This window comes from Thermocrispum municipale DSM 44069 (assembly GCF_000427825.1).
Classification (GTDB): domain Bacteria; phylum Actinomycetota; class Actinomycetes; order Mycobacteriales; family Pseudonocardiaceae; genus Thermocrispum; species Thermocrispum municipale.
The window spans coordinates 18,785-34,932 of sequence record NZ_ATYT01000008.1; the positions used below are offsets into that span (position 1 = coordinate 18,785).

15 protein-coding genes are annotated in these 16,148 nt (G+C 68.1%); 12 read left to right on the forward strand and 3 right to left on the reverse strand.

Annotated elements, in window-relative coordinates:
- Window positions 1-22: 22 nt before the first annotated feature.
- Window positions 23-898 (reverse strand): LysR family transcriptional regulator ArgP, encoded by an 876-nt coding sequence (locus tag YWM_RS0109875; RefSeq protein WP_028850595.1) that lies wholly within the window; start codon window positions 896-898, stop codon window positions 23-25.
- A 78-nt stretch (window positions 899-976) separates the two neighbouring features.
- On the opposite strand from YWM_RS0109875, the gene YWM_RS0109880 reads away from it, so the two are divergent.
- The 12 genes from YWM_RS0109880 (at window position 977) to YWM_RS0109940 (ending at window position 14,917) form a co-directional block, all read left to right on the forward strand.
- Entirely contained in the window at window positions 977-1,600 is a 624-nt protein-coding gene (locus YWM_RS0109880) for a LysE/ArgO family amino acid transporter (protein WP_043660455.1), read from the forward strand.
- Between the two features lie 153 nt (window positions 1,601-1,753).
- Window positions 1,754-3,514: a gamma-glutamyltransferase gene (locus YWM_RS0109885; RefSeq protein WP_156914725.1), complete on the forward strand. Its 1,761-nt coding sequence runs from the start codon at window positions 1,754-1,756 to the stop codon at window positions 3,512-3,514.
- Between the two features lie 18 nt (window positions 3,515-3,532).
- Window positions 3,533-4,867: an MFS transporter gene (locus YWM_RS22950; RefSeq protein WP_043660458.1), complete on the forward strand. Its 1,335-nt coding sequence runs from the start codon at window positions 3,533-3,535 to the stop codon at window positions 4,865-4,867.
- Between the two features lie 22 nt (window positions 4,868-4,889).
- Window positions 4,890-5,864 (forward strand): LacI family DNA-binding transcriptional regulator, encoded by a 975-nt coding sequence (locus YWM_RS22955; protein WP_169720975.1) that lies wholly within the window; start codon window positions 4,890-4,892, stop codon window positions 5,862-5,864.
- Between the two features lie 290 nt (window positions 5,865-6,154).
- Entirely contained in the window at window positions 6,155-7,852 is a 1,698-nt protein-coding gene (locus tag YWM_RS0109905; RefSeq protein ID WP_028850598.1) for an acyclic terpene utilization AtuA family protein, read from the forward strand.
- A 65-nt stretch (window positions 7,853-7,917) separates the two neighbouring features.
- Window positions 7,918-8,916: an ABC transporter substrate-binding protein gene (locus YWM_RS0109910; protein WP_028850599.1), complete on the forward strand. Its 999-nt coding sequence runs from the start codon at window positions 7,918-7,920 to the stop codon at window positions 8,914-8,916.
- Entirely contained in the window at window positions 8,917-9,696 is a 780-nt protein-coding gene (locus tag YWM_RS22960; RefSeq protein WP_052344740.1) for an ABC transporter ATP-binding protein, read from the forward strand.
- Window positions 9,693-10,535, forward strand: coding sequence for an ABC transporter permease (locus tag YWM_RS0109920; RefSeq protein WP_028850600.1), 843 nt, complete (start codon window positions 9,693-9,695; stop codon window positions 10,533-10,535). Before YWM_RS22960 ends, YWM_RS0109920 begins: the two co-directional genes overlap by 4 nt.
- On the forward strand, window positions 10,532-12,613 hold the full coding sequence (locus YWM_RS22965) for an acetate--CoA ligase family protein (RefSeq protein WP_043660461.1): 2,082 nt from the start codon (window positions 10,532-10,534) through the stop codon (window positions 12,611-12,613). Before YWM_RS0109920 ends, YWM_RS22965 begins: the two co-directional genes overlap by 4 nt.
- Window positions 12,610-13,395 (forward strand): enoyl-CoA hydratase/isomerase family protein, encoded by a 786-nt coding sequence (locus YWM_RS0109930; RefSeq protein ID WP_028850735.1) that lies wholly within the window; start codon window positions 12,610-12,612, stop codon window positions 13,393-13,395. Before YWM_RS22965 ends, YWM_RS0109930 begins: the two co-directional genes overlap by 4 nt.
- 36 nt (window positions 13,396-13,431) lie before the next feature.
- A complete protein-coding gene (locus YWM_RS0109935) occupies window positions 13,432-14,193 on the forward strand; it encodes an enoyl-CoA hydratase-related protein (protein WP_043660464.1) in 762 nt (253 codons plus the stop codon).
- 49 nt (window positions 14,194-14,242) lie between these two features.
- On the forward strand, window positions 14,243-14,917 hold the full coding sequence (locus tag YWM_RS0109940) for an IclR family transcriptional regulator (protein ID WP_169720976.1): 675 nt from the start codon (window positions 14,243-14,245) through the stop codon (window positions 14,915-14,917).
- A 67-nt stretch (window positions 14,918-14,984) separates the two neighbouring features.
- Here the strand turns inward: YWM_RS0109940 and YWM_RS0109945 are convergent, their stop codons facing one another.
- A complete protein-coding gene (locus YWM_RS0109945) occupies window positions 14,985-15,458 on the reverse strand; it encodes a hypothetical protein (protein ID WP_028850603.1) in 474 nt (157 codons plus the stop codon).
- A gap of 213 nt (window positions 15,459-15,671) precedes the next feature.
- Window positions 15,672-16,124 carry an NUDIX domain-containing protein gene (locus YWM_RS0109950; protein ID WP_028850604.1) on the reverse strand — a complete coding sequence of 151 codons (453 nt, stop codon included), beginning with the start codon at window positions 16,122-16,124 and terminating at the stop codon, window positions 15,672-15,674.
- Between the last annotated feature and the right edge of the window lie 24 nt (window positions 16,125-16,148).

The following is a 16,148-nucleotide window of genomic DNA, read 5'->3' on the forward strand; positions in this document are numbered from 1 at the left end:
CAGCGCAGCCGCCTCGGCCGGATCATGCGGGATTGATTTCGGCCCGGGCCGCTGATCTGACGTACTCGGTGAGCACGTCGAGCGTCGGGCTGCGCAGCCGCCATCGCTGCCAGAACAAGGCGACGTCGACCGGTGCCACTCCGGGGATGCACACGAGTTCGCCGCGCTCCACCGCTGGGTCGAGTTGGTGGACCGGGATCAGGCCCCAGCCGAGACCGGCACGGACGGCCTGGAAGAAGTCGGCGGAGCTCGGAACGCGATGAACCACGCGCGGCCTGGTCGTCCGGTGTGCTTCGAGCACGGTGTCCTGAAGGCGATCCTTCTCGTTGAACACGAGCATCGGCATGCCTGACCAGTTCACCCGCGTGCCGTCGTGGTGCGCGGCGAGAAGTTCGGGTGTGGCGGCCGCCCGATAACGCAGGGCGCCCAGGGGCTCGACCGTGCAGCCTTGGAGAGGCTTTGGTTCGGTGGTGACCGCGGCCAGGACCTCCCCGCGGCGGAGCAGGTCGTGGGAGTGGCCCTCGTCCTCGACTGCGAGCTGCAACGACGTGTTCGGCAGCTTGGCCACCTCGCCCAGCACTGGTCGGAACCACGTCGACAACGAGTCCGCGTTGACCGCGACCCGGAGCTCGACGACATCGTCGTGACCGAGTTCCGTACCCGCTTCGGCGGTGAGCATCTGCATCTGCTGGGCGAGGCGGAGGAGTGGCGCTCCGGCGTCGGTGATCTCCGCCGGCGTCGTGCGCCGGACGAGCACTTGTCCGGCGCTTGCTTCCAGAGCGCGGATGCGCTGGCTCACCGCGCTGGGTGTCAGGTGGAGGTGGCGGGCGGCCGCCTCGAACGAACCGTTCTCCGCGATGGCCAGAAGTGCCTCGAGTTGCGCAGGGTTGAATCGCACCGCCTAAGTGAAGCACAGCTTCACTTACTGAAGAATCATTCGCTGTACTGAAGACGCCGGTCTTCCTACCGTGAAATCGTGCTCGTTCCTTTCGGGGCCGGATTCCTCACCGGCGGGTCGCTGATCGTCGCGATCGGAGCTCAGAACGCCTTCGTGCTGCGACAGGGTCTGACGCGCAGCCACACCGCCGCCGTCATCGCCGTGTGCATGCTGTCCGACATCGTGCTGATCACCGCCGGTGTCGCCGGCGTCGGCGCCGCAGTCGCTCATGCCGACTGGCTGATCGACGCGGCGACGTGGTTCGGAGTCGCCTTCTTACTGTGGTACGCGGTCAGCTCGCTGCGGCGAGCATTGGCTCCGGGAGCGCTGACCACACCGGACGGCAGCCCGGTGACTGAGTCCCGACGGCGAGTGATCGGGCGAGCTGTCGCACTGACCTGGCTCAACCCCCACGTGTACCTCGACACCGTGCTGCTGGTCGGTTCCATCGCCGCCGCCTACGACGACGTGAGCGCCGCTCTCGACGGCCGGTGGGTCTTCGGCGCGGGCGCGATGGCCGCCAGCATCGTGTGGTTCACCGGCCTCGGCTTCGGGGCACACAAGCTGGCTCCGCTCCTGGCTCGGCCTCGCGCGTGGCAGGTACTGGAGATCGTCGTGGCCGCCACGATGCTCCTCGTTGCCGCCCGGCTCGCACTCGGCTGAGACCGTAGGAAGACGTGGTGATGTCACCAGTGGCAGAGCGCCACGACATTCCCGCACTCCCGGCACGCATGCAAAACATGCAAAAGGTCTTTGTGCTCGACAGGGCGCTCCTTACGTTACGGAGCAATCAGCGCCGGAACGGAGGAATCGACCTTGCGTTCGCATCGACCGACAGAAGAGCCGGTCTCGACCAGAAGCGCACCGGGCGGCACCGTCGTCAGCCCACGCGAGACAAGCACCCAAGCCGGACTGAGCATGCTCGACAAGGGCGGCAACGCCGTCGATGCGGCGGTGGCCGCCGCACTCGTCGCCGGCGTCATCGAACCGACCGAGACCACGCTGGCCGGGTGCGGCTTCCTGCTCTACAACGACGGGCGATCCGGCCCCTTGTCGGCCGACTTCGGTCCCCGGGCGCCGCGAGCCGCGCATTCGAGGATGTTCCAGCTCAACCCGGATGCGGCGGCACCGTCCGTCCTCGGAATCAGCCCGGTGATCGACGAGGTCAACGTGAACGGACCGCGTGCCTCCGGCGTGCCCCGGACGCTGCTCGGTTTGCTGAGCGCGCAAGAACGTTGGGGACGGCTGGAACGCCGGACCGTCTGCCAGCCGGCCATCGAAGCGGCTCATGACGGGTTCGTGGTCGACACGTGGTTTTTGACCAGTGCGCTCAGTGACCTGACCCGATTGCGTGCCGACGACATGGCCGCGCGGATCTTCCTGACCAGCGACGGCCTGCCCAGCGGGCACGACGCGCCACTGGGCTACGGCCACACGTTCGGCATTCGCCCGCGAATCGTGCAGCACGCCCTTGGGCACACGCTCGAGGTGGTGGCGGAAAGCTCGCTCGACGTCCTCACCACCGGACACATCGCACGGCAGCTGGTTGCGACCGCCCGCGACAACGGAGGGCTTCTATCCCTCGACGATCTGTACGACTCGGGCCCGGACATCGGGCCTGCCCTCACGCTTCGGTACCGGAACGTGGACGTGTCCGTCCCTCGTGCGCCCGGGGGCGGGATCACCGAGCTCGAGATTCTCAACGTCTGGCAAGCGCTCAACGAACGGCCGTCCACGTCGCACGAGAGTGCGGAACAGACCAGGCGCCTGGCGCTGGTGCTCCGACGAGCGTTTGCCGATCGCTACCACTGGCTCGGCGACCCCGCGGTCGTCCCGGTCCCGCAAGACCCGCTCCTCAGTGATCCGTACGCGCGAAAGTTGGCGGAACTGGTCGCCACAGGCGAAGACGTTCCTCGCTGGAACGACGGCCCGCCATGGCTGATCTACGCCTCGCACGCGGTGCACGACCCGTGGCCGCACGGCGACGGGCGGACGCCGCCGACGTGGTCGCCGGAAGCGGCTTCGCCGCCCACCAGCGGGACGACGCACATCTCGGCCGCGGACAGCGAGGGCGGAGTCGTGGCCATCACCCATACCGCGGCCAACCATTTCGGCAACGGAATCATCTGCCCACGAACCGGTCTGCTGTTCGACTCCGCCATGGCCTGGTTCAACGCGGCACCGGGCGCTGCCAACAGCATCAGCCCGGGAGGTCGTGCGCTGGCGAACATGGGGCCGGCGCTCATCACCGACAACGGCCGATCGATCGCCGCGCTCGGTGCTTCGGGGGGACGGCGAATCGTCAGCGCGGTCGCGCAGCTTGTCATCGCCATGGTGGACGGCAAGCTCGGGCCCGCCGAAGCGCTCGCTTTGCCACGCATGGATGCCAGCGGCCCGAGCTTGGTACTGCACGAGGGGCGCGCGGAACACGTCGACGCCGTGGCCGACCTCAACCCGACGGTGGTTCCGCAGACCAACGAGCCGTTCACCATGGATTTCGCTCGGCCCAACATTGCCGGCTACACCGCGTCGGGCACACCACGATCGGCCATCCCCACCCACGCCTACGGCGACTGACACCGAGGGAACGTGCACATGGCAACGACAGCCCCCGTCACGACGGGGACTCAGAACATCTCCGTGCTCCGGACGTTTTTCATCGCGTGCCTGGGGACCGCTCTGGAGTACTACGACTTCCTCATCTACGGCCTGGCCGCCGGGCTGGTGTTCAACCAGATCTTCTTCCCGGACAGCGATCCGCTGTACGGCACGCTGTACTCGTTCGCGGCGTTCGGCACCGGCTTTCTCGCTCGCCCGCTCGGCGGGCTGGTGATCGGCCACTTCGGTGACATCATCGGCAGGCGGAAGATGCTGGTGCTGACGTTGACGACGATGGGCCTGGCCACGCTGGCGATCGGATTCCTGCCCGATTACGCCACGATCGGCGCCTGGGCTCCGATCTTGCTGGTCGTGCTCCGGCTCGTCCAGGGCTTTGCCGCGGGCGGGGAATGGGGCGGAGCTGCCCTGTTCGGGATCGAGAACTCCCCGGCCGATCGCCGAGGACTGTGGGGCAGCTTCACCAGCATGGGGATCGGCCTGGGCACGCTGCTGGGCGGCGGTGTCTTCGCGCTGGTCAGCCTCGCCTACGACGATCAGCTCGTGCCGTTCGCCTGGCGGATCCCGTTCTGGGTCGGCGGGGTGCTGGTCATCGTCGGGCTCGTCGCCCGGCTGTCCATGCCCCAACAGGAAGCCGTCGACATCGACGACGAGGGCGCGCGGCGAATCCCGCTCGTGGAGGCCGTCAAACGCAGCCCGCGGACAATCCTGCTCGGCCTGGGCGTCAGCTACGGCTACAACACGATCGCCTACATCGGCTTCACGTTCTTCCTGTCCTACCTCACCGGTATCGGCTACGGCGCAACCGAGTCGCTGGCCGGACAGCTGGTCTACAGCGCTGTGCTGTTCGTTGCCGCCCCGCTGTTCGCGCTGTTGTCCGATCACATCGGCCGCCGGGCCGTGATGACCATCGGTGGCGTCGCGATGGCGGTGTTCCTCTACATCTACTTCCCGCTGGTCGGGGTGGGCAGCTTCGTGCTGGCGGTCGTCGCGTTCGGCATCACCGGCCTGATCACCGGCATCACCCAGGGGCCGATTCCTGCCTTCCTCGGCGAGCAATTCCCCGCTCGCGTGCGCTACTCGGGCATGTCGGCGTCCTACCAGGTCGGGGCGGCCATCGGCGGTGGGACCGCATCGTTCGTCGCTTCCGGCTTGTTGATCCTGTTCGACCAGAACCCGCTGTCGGTTGCGGCCTACGGAACGTTCGCCATGGCAGTGTTGGTCTTGTGTTCCCTCGGCTTACGGGAGACCTCACGCTTGTCGACGAGCCAGATCAACGACCCTGACGGAGCTGGTGCCACTGCACGGGAGTGAGTCGGAGCGTGACCGTGTCACGTTGACCCATGTCGCACAGCGGGCCGGTGTCTCACTGACCACCGCGTCGCATTGCTTCAGCCACCGTCGCCCGGTGGCCGCCGCCACCCGGGAACGGGTGTGGCGGGCCGCTGCTGAACTCGGCTACACCCATGTCGGCGCGCGCTCCGCGGTCGGTGTGCTCGTCCGGCCTCCGGAGGCGATTCCGGGCTTCGTGTTCGGCACGGCGAGCTTCGCGCAGATGGCCGGCGCGGTAGCGATCTCTTGTCTCGGTCGCGGCTACACGACCGTTACCGCCACCGACCTCGACGATCTGCTGGGCCGGGCGCCACGGCTCGACGGTGTCGTCGTGCTCTACCCGCGTCACAGCGATCCGGACGTGCAGAGCCTGGTGCGCCACGACATGCCTGCGGTGTCGTTCGACCCGGATCCGGCGAACAACGAGTTCCGCTGGTGGGTGGGCGTGAACTACGTCAGCTCCATCCGGACTCTGCTCACTCACCTGCGGCTCGGAGGTGCGCGCCGCATAGCGGCCATCGTCGGCCAGACCGACAACATGTACCGACGCGCGATCCTCGCCACCTATACGACAGCGGTCCGCTCCTGGGGGCAAACGCCCGTGATCCGCGTAGCGGACAACGACCTCGGCGAAGCAGCCGGCGCCGAAGCAGCGTGGAACCTGCTGCGCTCCGACGACGCGCCGGACGCCGTGATCACGTCATCGAGCGTGTTCGCGAAGGGGTCGTTGACCGCGGCGCTCGAGTTGCGCCTGCGGGTGCCGGACGAATTCATGGTGGCCACGGTGACGGACGGTCCGGTCGCGGAGTTCGCGGAGGTTCCGATCACCGGCTTGCGGCTCAACGTCAACGAGTCGGCACTGCGTCTGGTCGACCTGCTGCAGACGCGCATCCGGGGTGGGGGCCCTCCCGCGTCCAATCCGGTTGTGGGGCTCGAGCTCATCAAGCGCGCGGCCACCCTACGTTCGGCCAACAGTTGACGCCACGGCAGAAGGGGTTCGGGCGGCTCGGACGCCGTGCAGGTGGTGTCGCGACATCAGCCAAAGCTGGTGCGCACGCACCGCGGACGGCTTCGGACCACACAAGCCGGCGCGTCCTCGGGTGTGGCAGGTACTGGAGATCGTCGCCTCCACGATGGTCCTCGTTGCCGTCCGGCTCGCGCTCGGCCGAGGCCGTACGAAGTTCCTGGCGAACCGTTGACAGCGGCGATCTGCGTCACATAGCTTTACGTGAATAAGGATTTGATTACGTATTTACGTAAGGAGCGCAGATGCGCCCGATCCGGATCGCGAACTTCTCCGGCTTCTACGGCGACCGCGCCAGCGCGTTGAGCGACATGTTCACCGGCGCCGACGCGGACGTTCTGGTCGGCGACTATCTGGCCGAAGTCACCATGAGCGTGCTGGCCAAGCTGCGCGAACGCGACGCCACCGCGGGTTACGCGACGGGCTTCCTTGCGCATCTGCGACCGATCGTCGACGAGTTCGCGTCCAGCGAGCGGCGAATCGTGGTGAACGCGGGTGGTTTGAACCCAGGCGGACTGGCAACCGCCATCCGCACCCTGCACCCAGGGCTCGAGGTCGCCACGGTGAGCGGCGACGACGTGATGGACCGGCTGAGCAGGGCCGACGGGGCCGAAGAACTCGACCCGCAGACGGCCAACGCCTACCTCGGCGGTTGGGGGATCGCTCGGGCCCTGGAAAGCGGTGCCCGGATCGTCGTCTGCGGGAGGGTGGCGGACGCGTCACTGGCCGTTGGTGCGGCCGCCTGGTGGCACGAGTGGCGGCGCAACGACTGGGATGCGCTCGCCGGCGCGCTCATCGCCGGTCATCTCATCGAATGCGGCCCGCAAGTCACCGGCGGGAACTACTCGGGGTTCACCGGCCTCGCCCTCGACCGGCCATCCTTCCCGATCGCGGAGGTCGACGAGGACGGGTCGGCGCGCATCACCAAGCTGCCCGACGCCGACGGCGCGGTCACCATCGGCACCGTCACGGCGCAACTGCTGTACGAGATCCAAGGACGCTGGTACGCCAACCCGGACGTCGTCGCTGACCTGACATCCGTCCAGCTGGAGCAGCTCGCCGAGGATGTCGTCGGCGTCTCCGGCACGGTCGGCCAGCCACCGCCGCCGACCACCAAGGTGGCGATGACCGGCGTAGGGGAGTGGGAGAACTCGGTCTGGCTGGGCGTGACGGGACGGCATTTCGAGCAGAAGCGCCGTCTGCTCGAACGGAGCCTGCGAGCCGCGCTCGGGGACGGACTCGCCCACCTGCACGTGGAACTCATCGGTCGCGAAGCCGACGACCCCACCAGCCAGAACGAGGCGACCGGCTTCCTCCGTGTCGTCGCCCGGGGCAGTGACGAGAAGGCCGTCGGCAGGAAGTTCTCCGGCGCGGTGGTGGAGTTGGCGCTGGCCAACTACCCCGGGTTGTACGCGACCGCGCCGCCGGGGCGGGCCAAACGCTGCGGCGTCTATCGATCCGGCCTGATCAAGCAAGCCGACGTGCACCATGTCGTCACGACGGCTGACGGCACCGAGATCATCGTCGACCCGCCGAACGAGTTCCGCGAGTTCCAACCGGGCTTCGACACCGACGACGTCGATGCCGGCACGGAGCAGGTCGCCGAACTGGTGGAGGTGCCGCTCGGCTCGGTGGTCGACGCGCGGTCCGGCGACAAGGGCGGCAACGCCAACGTCGGCTTCTGGGTCGGCGATGACGCCCGGTGGAAGTGGCTGCGGACCTGGCTGACGGTCGAGCGGCTCCGAGCCCTGCTCCCGGAAGCGGCCGAGCTGCCCGTCAAGCGCGTCGAACTGCCGAATCTGCGGGCGATCAACGTCGTCATCGAAGGAATTCTGGGCGAAGGGGCGATCGCGTCCCTGCGGCTGGACGCCCAGGCCAAGGGGCTCAGCGAGTTCCTGCTGGCCCGTCGGGTCACGGTTCCGCGCGAAATCCTGCGCTCGTGAGAACTACGAACAACGAAACAGAAGGGCAAGCCATGAAGGCCTTATCGCGCTGTGCGCTCGTCGCTGTGGTTCTTTCCCTCGTCCTGTCCGCGTGCGCCGGCGCCGCCGGGGACCGCAAGGAGTCCGGCGGACTCAAGTCCGTGACCGCGGTGGGCGGTGGCGCGTCCATGAGCTACGCCGTCCCGCAGCTGCTGAAGACGATGGAGTTCGACAAGAAACACGGCCTCGACCTCGACTACACCGGGTCCGGCACCTCGAGCACCAACATGGTCGCCGCGGTGCTGTCCGGAGACGCCGACTTCGCCTTCCCTGCGTCCACCACCGCCCTCGACGCCATCGAGGAGGGCGGCGACCTGGTGATCGTCGCCAGCGCATTGAAGGCTGCGTCGATCCTGGGCGTCAGCACCGAGGTGGCGAAGAAGAAGGGAGTGTCGGCCGACGCGCCCGTCAAGGAGCGGATCGCCGCGCTGAAGGGGCTGAAGGTCGCCACCTCGCCGGAGGGCTCCGGCAACAACGCGCTGTTCCGCATGATCGTCTCGGCCGCCGGGCTCGACCCGGACAAGGACCTCGAGGTGATCGGCGTGCAGGAGCCGTCGGCCATCGTCAGCGGGATCAAGCAGGGCCAGTTCGACGCCGGCTTCTACGGCTCGGGCGTCATCGAGGCGAACATCGCGGCGGGTGAGGCGGAGCTGTGGCTGTCCACCGCGCGCGGTGACGTCGACGAGCTGATCGGCGAGCAGATGGGCATGGTCATGGTGACCTCGAAGCGGCTCGCCGAAGCGGAGCCGGAGCTGGTCAGCGCGATGTTCGACGCGGTCGTGGAGACCGAGAGGACGATCGCCGACGACCCGAAACGCGCGGGCCAGGAGCTGCAGAAAGCCTGGTTCGCCGACCTGGACCAGAAGATCTACGACGTCGCCTGGCGCGAGGCGCAGCACGCTTATCCCAGCGACGGCCGCTTCACCAAGAAGCAGTTCCAGACCTTGCTGGACATGCTGGCCGCGGCAGGCAAGAAGTACACGATCAACTACGACGACGTCGTCTACGACCGGGCGGTGGGCTGAGTGTCCGCCGACCTGCTCGCGCTGACGGATGTGCGCATGGGTTTCGGCGACGGACCCGATGTCGTCGCCGGGGTGTCGCTGAGCATGAGCAGGAACGAGTTCGTCAGCATCGTCGGGCCGTCCGGGTGCGGGAAGTCCACGATTCTCAACGCCGTCGCCGGGCTCATGCCGGTGCGCGGCGGGACCGTCACCTACCAGGGCGAGCAGATCCGTGGCGTGAACACAGCCGTGGGATACATGACCCAGGGCGACACGTTGCTGCCGTGGCGGACGGTCGAGGACAACGTGGCCATGCCGCTGCGGCTGCGGGGAGTGAACAAGGCCGAGGCCCGGGCCAAGGTCGCCGAGCTGCTGACGATGCTCGACCTCGACGGGGCGGGCCGGAAGTTCCCCGCGCAGCTGTCCGGCGGGATGAAGCGCCGCGCGCTGCTCGCCCGCAGCATGATCTACCAGCCCGACCTGCTGCTGATGGACGAGCCGTTCGCCGCGCTCGACGCGCAGCTGCGCACCCAGATGCACCGGGAGCTGCGCAGCACGGTGGCCCGGACCCGACAGGCCGTCCTGTTCGTCACGCACGACATCTTCGAAGCCGTGCTGTTGTCCGACCGGGTGATCGTCATCGGCGGCACACCCGCCGCGCCGACGGCGGAGGTGGACATCCCGTTCGGTGCGGACCGGGACATCGAAGGGCTTCGGTTCGATCCGCAGTTCGTCAGCCTGGAGAAACAGGTCCACGACGAGCTGAGCCGAGCGCGCACGTTGTCGCGGGTGGCGTCATGAGTGTGGAGAAGGTCGTCGCACCCGTCGAGGTCGACGAGGCACAGGTCGCGCCCGCGCGTGCGAAGAAGCGGCGTCGTCGCTGGGCGATGCCGCTGGGGCGCCTGGCGATCGTGGTGGTGCTGCTGGTTCTGTGGGAGCTGTCCGCTGGCGTCGTCGTGGACGAGTTCTTCGTCAGCCGGCCCAGCAAGATCTGGGAGAAGTGGGCGGAGTGGGCCGCGGACGGAACCCTCTGGTACAACGCGTCGAGCACGTTCGCCTCGGCCGGCGTGGGTTTCGCCATCGGCGGAGCGCTCGCCCTGCTCGTCGGCTACGTCCTGGGCGGTTCGCGGCGGCTCGGTGACCTGATCGAGCCGTTCATCACCTCGATCTACAGCCTGCCCAAGCTCGCCCTGGTGCCGCTGTTCGTCATGTGGTTCGGCATCGGCAGGCCGCTGCAAGTGGCCATCTGCGCCCTCGTGGTGTTCTTCCTGATGTTCTACAACACCTTCTACGGCATCCGGGACGTCGACCGTTCGCTGATCGACGCGATGCGTGTGATGGGCGGCTCGCGGTGGGACATCGCCGTCCGGGTCCGCCTGCCGTCGGCGCTGGTCTGGGTGGTGGCGGGCCTCAAGCTGTCCGTCCCCCAGGCACTGGTCGCGGTGGTGGTGGCGGAGATCTTGGCGTCGAACCGGGGACTGGGGCACCTGGTGGCGCTCAATTCCGGCCAGTTCAACGCGTCCGGCACGTTCGCCGCGCTGTTCACACTGCTGATCATCGGAATCACCGTCGACCGGCTGGTCGCGGTGATCACCCGCCGGGCTCTGTTGTGGAAGCAGGATGGAGTCGAAACCCAATGACGATCACCGAGGCCGCGCGCAGCCATGCCGACGAGCGGCCCGATCTGAGTGCCCTGCTGAATCCCGGCCGGGTGGCCATCGTCGGAGCAAGTGATCGCCGCGAAACCTTCAGCGGCGGAACGATCGTCAACCTGGTCCGGCATGGCTTCACCGGCGAGATCTATCCGGTCAATCCACGGCGGGAAACGGTGGGCGGGATGCGGGCGTATCCCGATGTGCGGTCCCTGCCGACGGATGTCGACCTCGCGGTCGTCGTGGTCCGAGCCGACCTGGTGGTGGACGCTCTGCGGGACAGCGTGCAGGCCGGGGCCCGAGCGGCGATCGTCGTGTCGTCCGGCTTCGGGGAAGGTGCGGCCGACGAGGCAGGGCGGCGCCGGGCCGAGCAACTCACCGCGTTCCTCGCCGAGTACCCGATCCCGATCCTCGGACCGTCGACGACCGGCCTGGTCAACCTCAACGACGGCTTCGTGCCGCGCGCGGTGACCAACCACCTGCCGCCGGAGCGACTCAAGCCCGGCCCGATTGCGCTGATCTCGCAGTCCGGGGCCGCGAACAACGTGGTGTTCAACCGCGCCCATGCGCACGGCGTTCCGGTCGGTCTGGCCGTCGCGACCGGCATCCAGGCCAACGTGACCGTGTGGGACGTGGCGTCGGCGGCGTTGACCGATCCCCGCATCGCGGTGCTCGCGATGCTCGTCGAGGATCTCGGCTCGCCGGACGACTACGAGCCGGTCCTGCGCCGCGCTGCGGAGCTGGCGAAACCGGTCGTGCTGTTGCGGACGGGACGCACCGAAGCCGGTGGCCGGGCGATCCGCACCCACACCGGGGCGTTGGCGGGCGATTGGGCCGTGGAACGGCAGATGCTGCGCTCCCTCGGAGTGATGCTCGTCGACGACCTCGATCAGTTGTGGGAGGTCGCGGCGATCGCGCACAGCTGGGGGCAGCCGCCCGCTGGAAAGAAGCTGGGCGTCATCGCGTTCTCCGGCGGCGAGGGCGCGTTGATCGCGGACCAGGCTGCGCAAGCGGGCTTGCAGATGGCGGACGTGTCGCCGGAGTTCGAGGCGCTGGTCGCCGACAAGCTCGAGCTGGCAGGCGCGGGGAATCCGTTCGACCCGACCGGTGAGGTGATCACCCGGCCGGAGAACGGAGTGGCGGCCATCGAGGGCTTCGTGACCACCAACGACTTCGACGTCACGCTGGTGGCGCTCAACGCCCAGAGCGCGCCGACCAAGCGCGGGCTGGTCGACCACGTCCTGGGCACCTTGAGTCGCCCGGACGCTCGGGTGGGCATCACGTACTGGCCGATCGCCGGGTTGTCCGACGGTCTGTCGGAGGCACTGGCGGATTTCCCCGGGCCCGCGCTGCCCGGGTCGCATCGGATGATCGCCGCTCTGCGGGCGTGGTGGGATTCGCGGCCGCCCGTAGGGCAACCGCCGCAGCGTGCGGCGCGAAGGCTGGATGTGCCGTCCGGCCGGCCCAATTACTGGCAAGCTCGAAAGGCTTTGTCCGCGCTCGGTGTGCCGTTCGCGGAAGCGGAGCTGGTGTCCGATGTGGATGCGGCCGTGCGAGCAGCAGCTCGCGTCGGCTATCCCGCGGTGCTGAAAGCCAATGTGGTCAGCACGGTGCACAAAGCGGCCGCCGGGCTGGTCCGACTGGGCGTCAGTGACGAAGCAGCCCTGCGCGGCCACACGGCCGAGCTGCTGACGCACGCCCCGGCAGTCGTGGTGGAGCCGACCGTGGTGGCGAGCGCCTCGCTCATCGTGGGCGCCACGCACGACGAGCGGATCGGTCCGGTCGTCCTGGTCGGCAGCGGGGGAGGAGCCGCAGAGTATTTGCAGGACACCGCCGTCTGCCCGGTTCGCCTCCTCACTCCCGACACCGCTCGCGACACGATACGGCGCACGGCGATCGGACGGTTTCTCGAAGCCAGGGAGCCGGCATGCTTCGAGCAGCTGACCGAGCTCATGATGCAGCTCGGACCCGCCGTCGCCGGCGTTTCCGTCGACCTGAATCCGGTCGCCGTCACCACTGGCGGGTTGATCGCGCTGGACGCACGCATCGCGGAGGTGGGGCGGTGAGCGCGGAGGTCGTCGTCGAGGTCGACGGGCACATCGCCACCATCACGCTGAACCGGCCGGAGCGGCTGAACACGTTGACCGACACGCTGGTGGAGCAGCTGGTGGCTGCCATCGAAGCGGCGCACCACGACGACGATGTCTGGGTCGTGGTGCTGCGCGCCGAAGGCACCCGTGCGTTCTGCGCCGGGCGCGATCTCGCCGAGGTGGCCGAGCACGACGCTTCGGACAGTGCGATCGCGGACTCGTTGCCGATGCGCGGTGTTCGTCGCAACCTCTTCGAGGCGGTCGTGGAGTGCGCGAAGCCGGTGGTCGCGGCCATCTTCGGATACACGCTCGGCGGTGGCGCCGAACTCGCGCTCGCCTGCGACATCCGGATCGCCGCCGACGACCTGGCGTTCGGGTTCCCGGAAGTGAAACGAGGATTCGGAGCGAATTTCGCTTCCGTCATGCTGCCGCGGATGATTCCGGTCGGGACCGCCAACGATCTGTTGTTCACCGGCCGGACCATCACAGCGGCCGAGGCACTGGATCTCCATCTGGTCAATCGCGTCGTCCCGGCAGATCAGCTGGCGAATACCACCACCGAATACGCGGCCGGATTGGTGGCGAACGCCCCGCTCACCTTGCGGCGCTACAAAGCGATGGGCACGAAGACCCAGGGTATGCCCATCGCGGCTGCGTTGCGACTGGACGCCGCACCGAATCCCTACCTGAGCCAAGACCGGAAAGAAGGCGTGGCCGCGTTCCTGGAAAAACGCACGCCACGCTGGTCGGCGCGCTGACGCTCTTCGATGACCCCCACCGTGGAGAGGACCGTGATGACCGAACTCGTTCACCTTGACGTTGCCGACGGAATCGCGACGGTGACGCTCGATTCCCCACGCAACCGTAACGCCCTGTCCAGGCAGCTGGTCAGCGAACTGCATCAGCACTTGCGAACCGCGATGGACGACACGGCGGTACGGGCGGTCGTGCTGACCGGTACCGGGCCGGTGTTCTGTGCCGGAGCCGACCTGAAGGAGCGGCGGACCAGCACCGACGAACAACCGGGAACGAGCTTCGCGGATGTGTTGTCGTTGATCATGACCGGGCCGGTACCGGTGATCGTGAAGATGAACGGCCCGGCACGCGCGGGTGGTCTGGGCATGGTGGCAGCAGCCGACATCGCGATAGCGCCCGCCGATGCGACATTCGCGTTCAGTGAAGTGCGCATCGGCGTCGCGCCGGCGATGATCGCGGTTCCGTGCAGCAGGAAAATGACACCGCGCGGAATCTCCCGGTACTTCTTGAGCGGCGAGACTTTCGACGCGTCGACTGCGCTGGACATCGGCCTGGTGTCGATGGTCAGCGACGATGTCGACGCCGCGTGCGAAGAACTGGTCGCCGCGTTCCGGCTCGGAGCGCCCGGGGCGCTGCGCGCGGCGAAAGCGTTGATTCCGCAGGCGCGCGAGGGTGATGTTGCCGGCGCACTGGAAATGATGGAGAAGGAATCTGCCAGGCTGTTCGCGGGCCCGGAGGCCCAGGAAGGAATGGCGGCGTTCGTCGAGAAGCGAGCGCCGGCGTGGGTAAGTGGAACGTGACAAGGAGAGTGGTGTGCCCGGGCGTCATCACCGCGGGGTGGATCGGACCGTGGCGATTCTCGAGGCGGTCGCCAGGGCACCGAGGGGGCTGACGCTCACCGACCTGGCCCGCACGCTCGACGCGCCGGTCAGCTCGGTGCAACAGCTGGCGAACGGCTTGGTCGCGGTCGGATATCTGACGATGGCCAACCGCCGCTACGAACTCGGCCCCGGACCGTTCGCGCTGACCATGGGCCACGACTGGTCGTCGGTGGCGCCGATGTCGCACCAGCTCATCGAGGAGCTGGCGCGCGAACTGGGCTGCGCGATCGTGGTCGGTGTCCTGGTCGGCGACAACCTGATGTACTTCGACGAGGCGGGCAACGACCCGGCGATCGAGTACTACGCCAAGACCCGCAGCAGGCGGCCGATTCTGCGCAGTTCCGGCGGCAAGCGGCTGCTCGCCGGACTGCCGGACGACGAGCTGCAGCGCAGGCTGCGGGAGCTCAGCGAGACGCACCCCACGGCGGAGATCGACGCGTTTCTCCAACAGCTTCCGGACATCCGCCGGACCGGCCTGGCCTTCGGTGACGCACTGCCCGGCATCCTCGCCGTGGCGGCCGGAGTCCCCGGGCGGGACGGCAGACTGGCAGCGGCCCTGGTGGCGGCGGGGGAGAGTGCCGCCATGGCCGAACGGCTCGAGGACGTCGGCGCGGTCCTGCTGGATCGCGTCAAGAACCTGTGACCCAGCGGTCGAACAGCGCGAAGGCGCCCGGGAGACCCGGGCGCCTTCGCGTGTGCCGGCGAGCGGCTCAGCTGGTGCAGGCGCGCACGCTGCGCGAACGCGTCACGCCCTTCCAGTTGATGGTTCCGCGCGCGGTGATGCAGGTGATGCCGGTCGACTTGATGCCCTGCGACTTGGTCGTGGTCGTGCCGCCGCTGTAGGCCGACAGCCCGCCACCCACCACGCGGATCGTGGTGTAGGCCGACTTGTACTTGGTGCCTCCGGCGTGGAAGAACTGAGCACACTTGCTCTTGCCGCTGTACCGGTAGACGTTGACGTAGCCGGCGGTGTACTTGCCGGCCTTCACCGCGTAGTGCTTGATCCGCTTGCCGCCGGTCCAGCAGCTGGAGACGGTCTGCAGCGTGGCGGCCGCGGTCGTGGTGTCGGCCGGGGCGGCCGCCGCCGCGGTCCCTCCGGTCGCCGGCACCGTGAGGGTGAGTGCGGTTGCTGCGAGCATCCCGATGCCGGCTCGGCGAAGTCGCCCGCGCTTTTCGATGGCCATGCCGTGTGTGGTTCCTTTCGGTTTCGCAGTTCTTGCGAACAGCAGTTGCCGATGCTATGGAGCGAACCGAGGTCGACACGGGGATTGGCAGCGAGCGGCCACACCGTTGTATGCCGGGGTCGGCAGCGAGCGGCCACACCGATGTATGCCGGGATTGGCAGCGAGCGGTTACACCGACGTACGCCGAGGAGAGCAGCGAGCGGTCAACTGCGGTCAGGCCAGAGGATGGCCGTGCTCGAGATACCGAGGCTGTTCGGCGTGCGCCGCAGCGCGGATCCGGCGTGCCAGCCGGGCGATGGTGTAGTCCTCGAGCGCGTCCAGTTCCACGTACTGCGCGAGCGAGATCTCGCCGTCGGTGAAGGTGAACTCGGTGCTCGCGGGCAGCTCACCGCCCTCGAAGACGAAGTTCAGCTTGTCGCCGTCGGCGTCCGAGGGCGCCCAGTCCACCGCGAGCATCCGGCCGACGACGGCATCGATGCCGAGCTCCTCGACGACCTCCCGGTGTGCCGCCTGGCGCGGTGACTCACCAGGTTGCACGAAACCGCCGGGGATCTCCCAATAGTCCTTGTACGTCGTCCGCAACATCAACACGCGCGACGGGCCTCGGTAGAACAGAACACCTGCAGCCACTCGCGGCGTCGCGAACGCGGACTCCGACCCACCCACAACATCAGCGTACGCAGCCGGCCT

What these genes read in the sequence shown, in the direction of transcription:
- YWM_RS0109920 (WP_028850600.1), top strand. Translation starts at nt 9,693, where the DNA reads ATGAGTGTGGAGAAGGTCGTCGCACCCGTCGAGGTCGACGAGGCACAG.
- YWM_RS0109905 (WP_028850598.1), top strand. Translation starts at nt 6,155, where the DNA reads ATGCGCCCGATCCGGATCGCGAACTTCTCCGGCTTCTACGGCGACCGC.
- YWM_RS22965 (WP_043660461.1), top strand. Translation starts at nt 10,532, where the DNA reads ATGACGATCACCGAGGCCGCGCGCAGCCATGCCGACGAGCGGCCCGAT.
- YWM_RS0109945 (WP_028850603.1), bottom strand. Translation starts at nt 15,458, where the DNA reads ATGGCCATCGAAAAGCGCGGGCGACTTCGCCGAGCCGGCATCGGGATG.
- YWM_RS22950 (WP_043660458.1), top strand. Translation starts at nt 3,533, where the DNA reads ATGGCAACGACAGCCCCCGTCACGACGGGGACTCAGAACATCTCCGTG.
- YWM_RS0109935 (WP_043660464.1), top strand. Translation starts at nt 13,432, where the DNA reads ATGACCGAACTCGTTCACCTTGACGTTGCCGACGGAATCGCGACGGTG.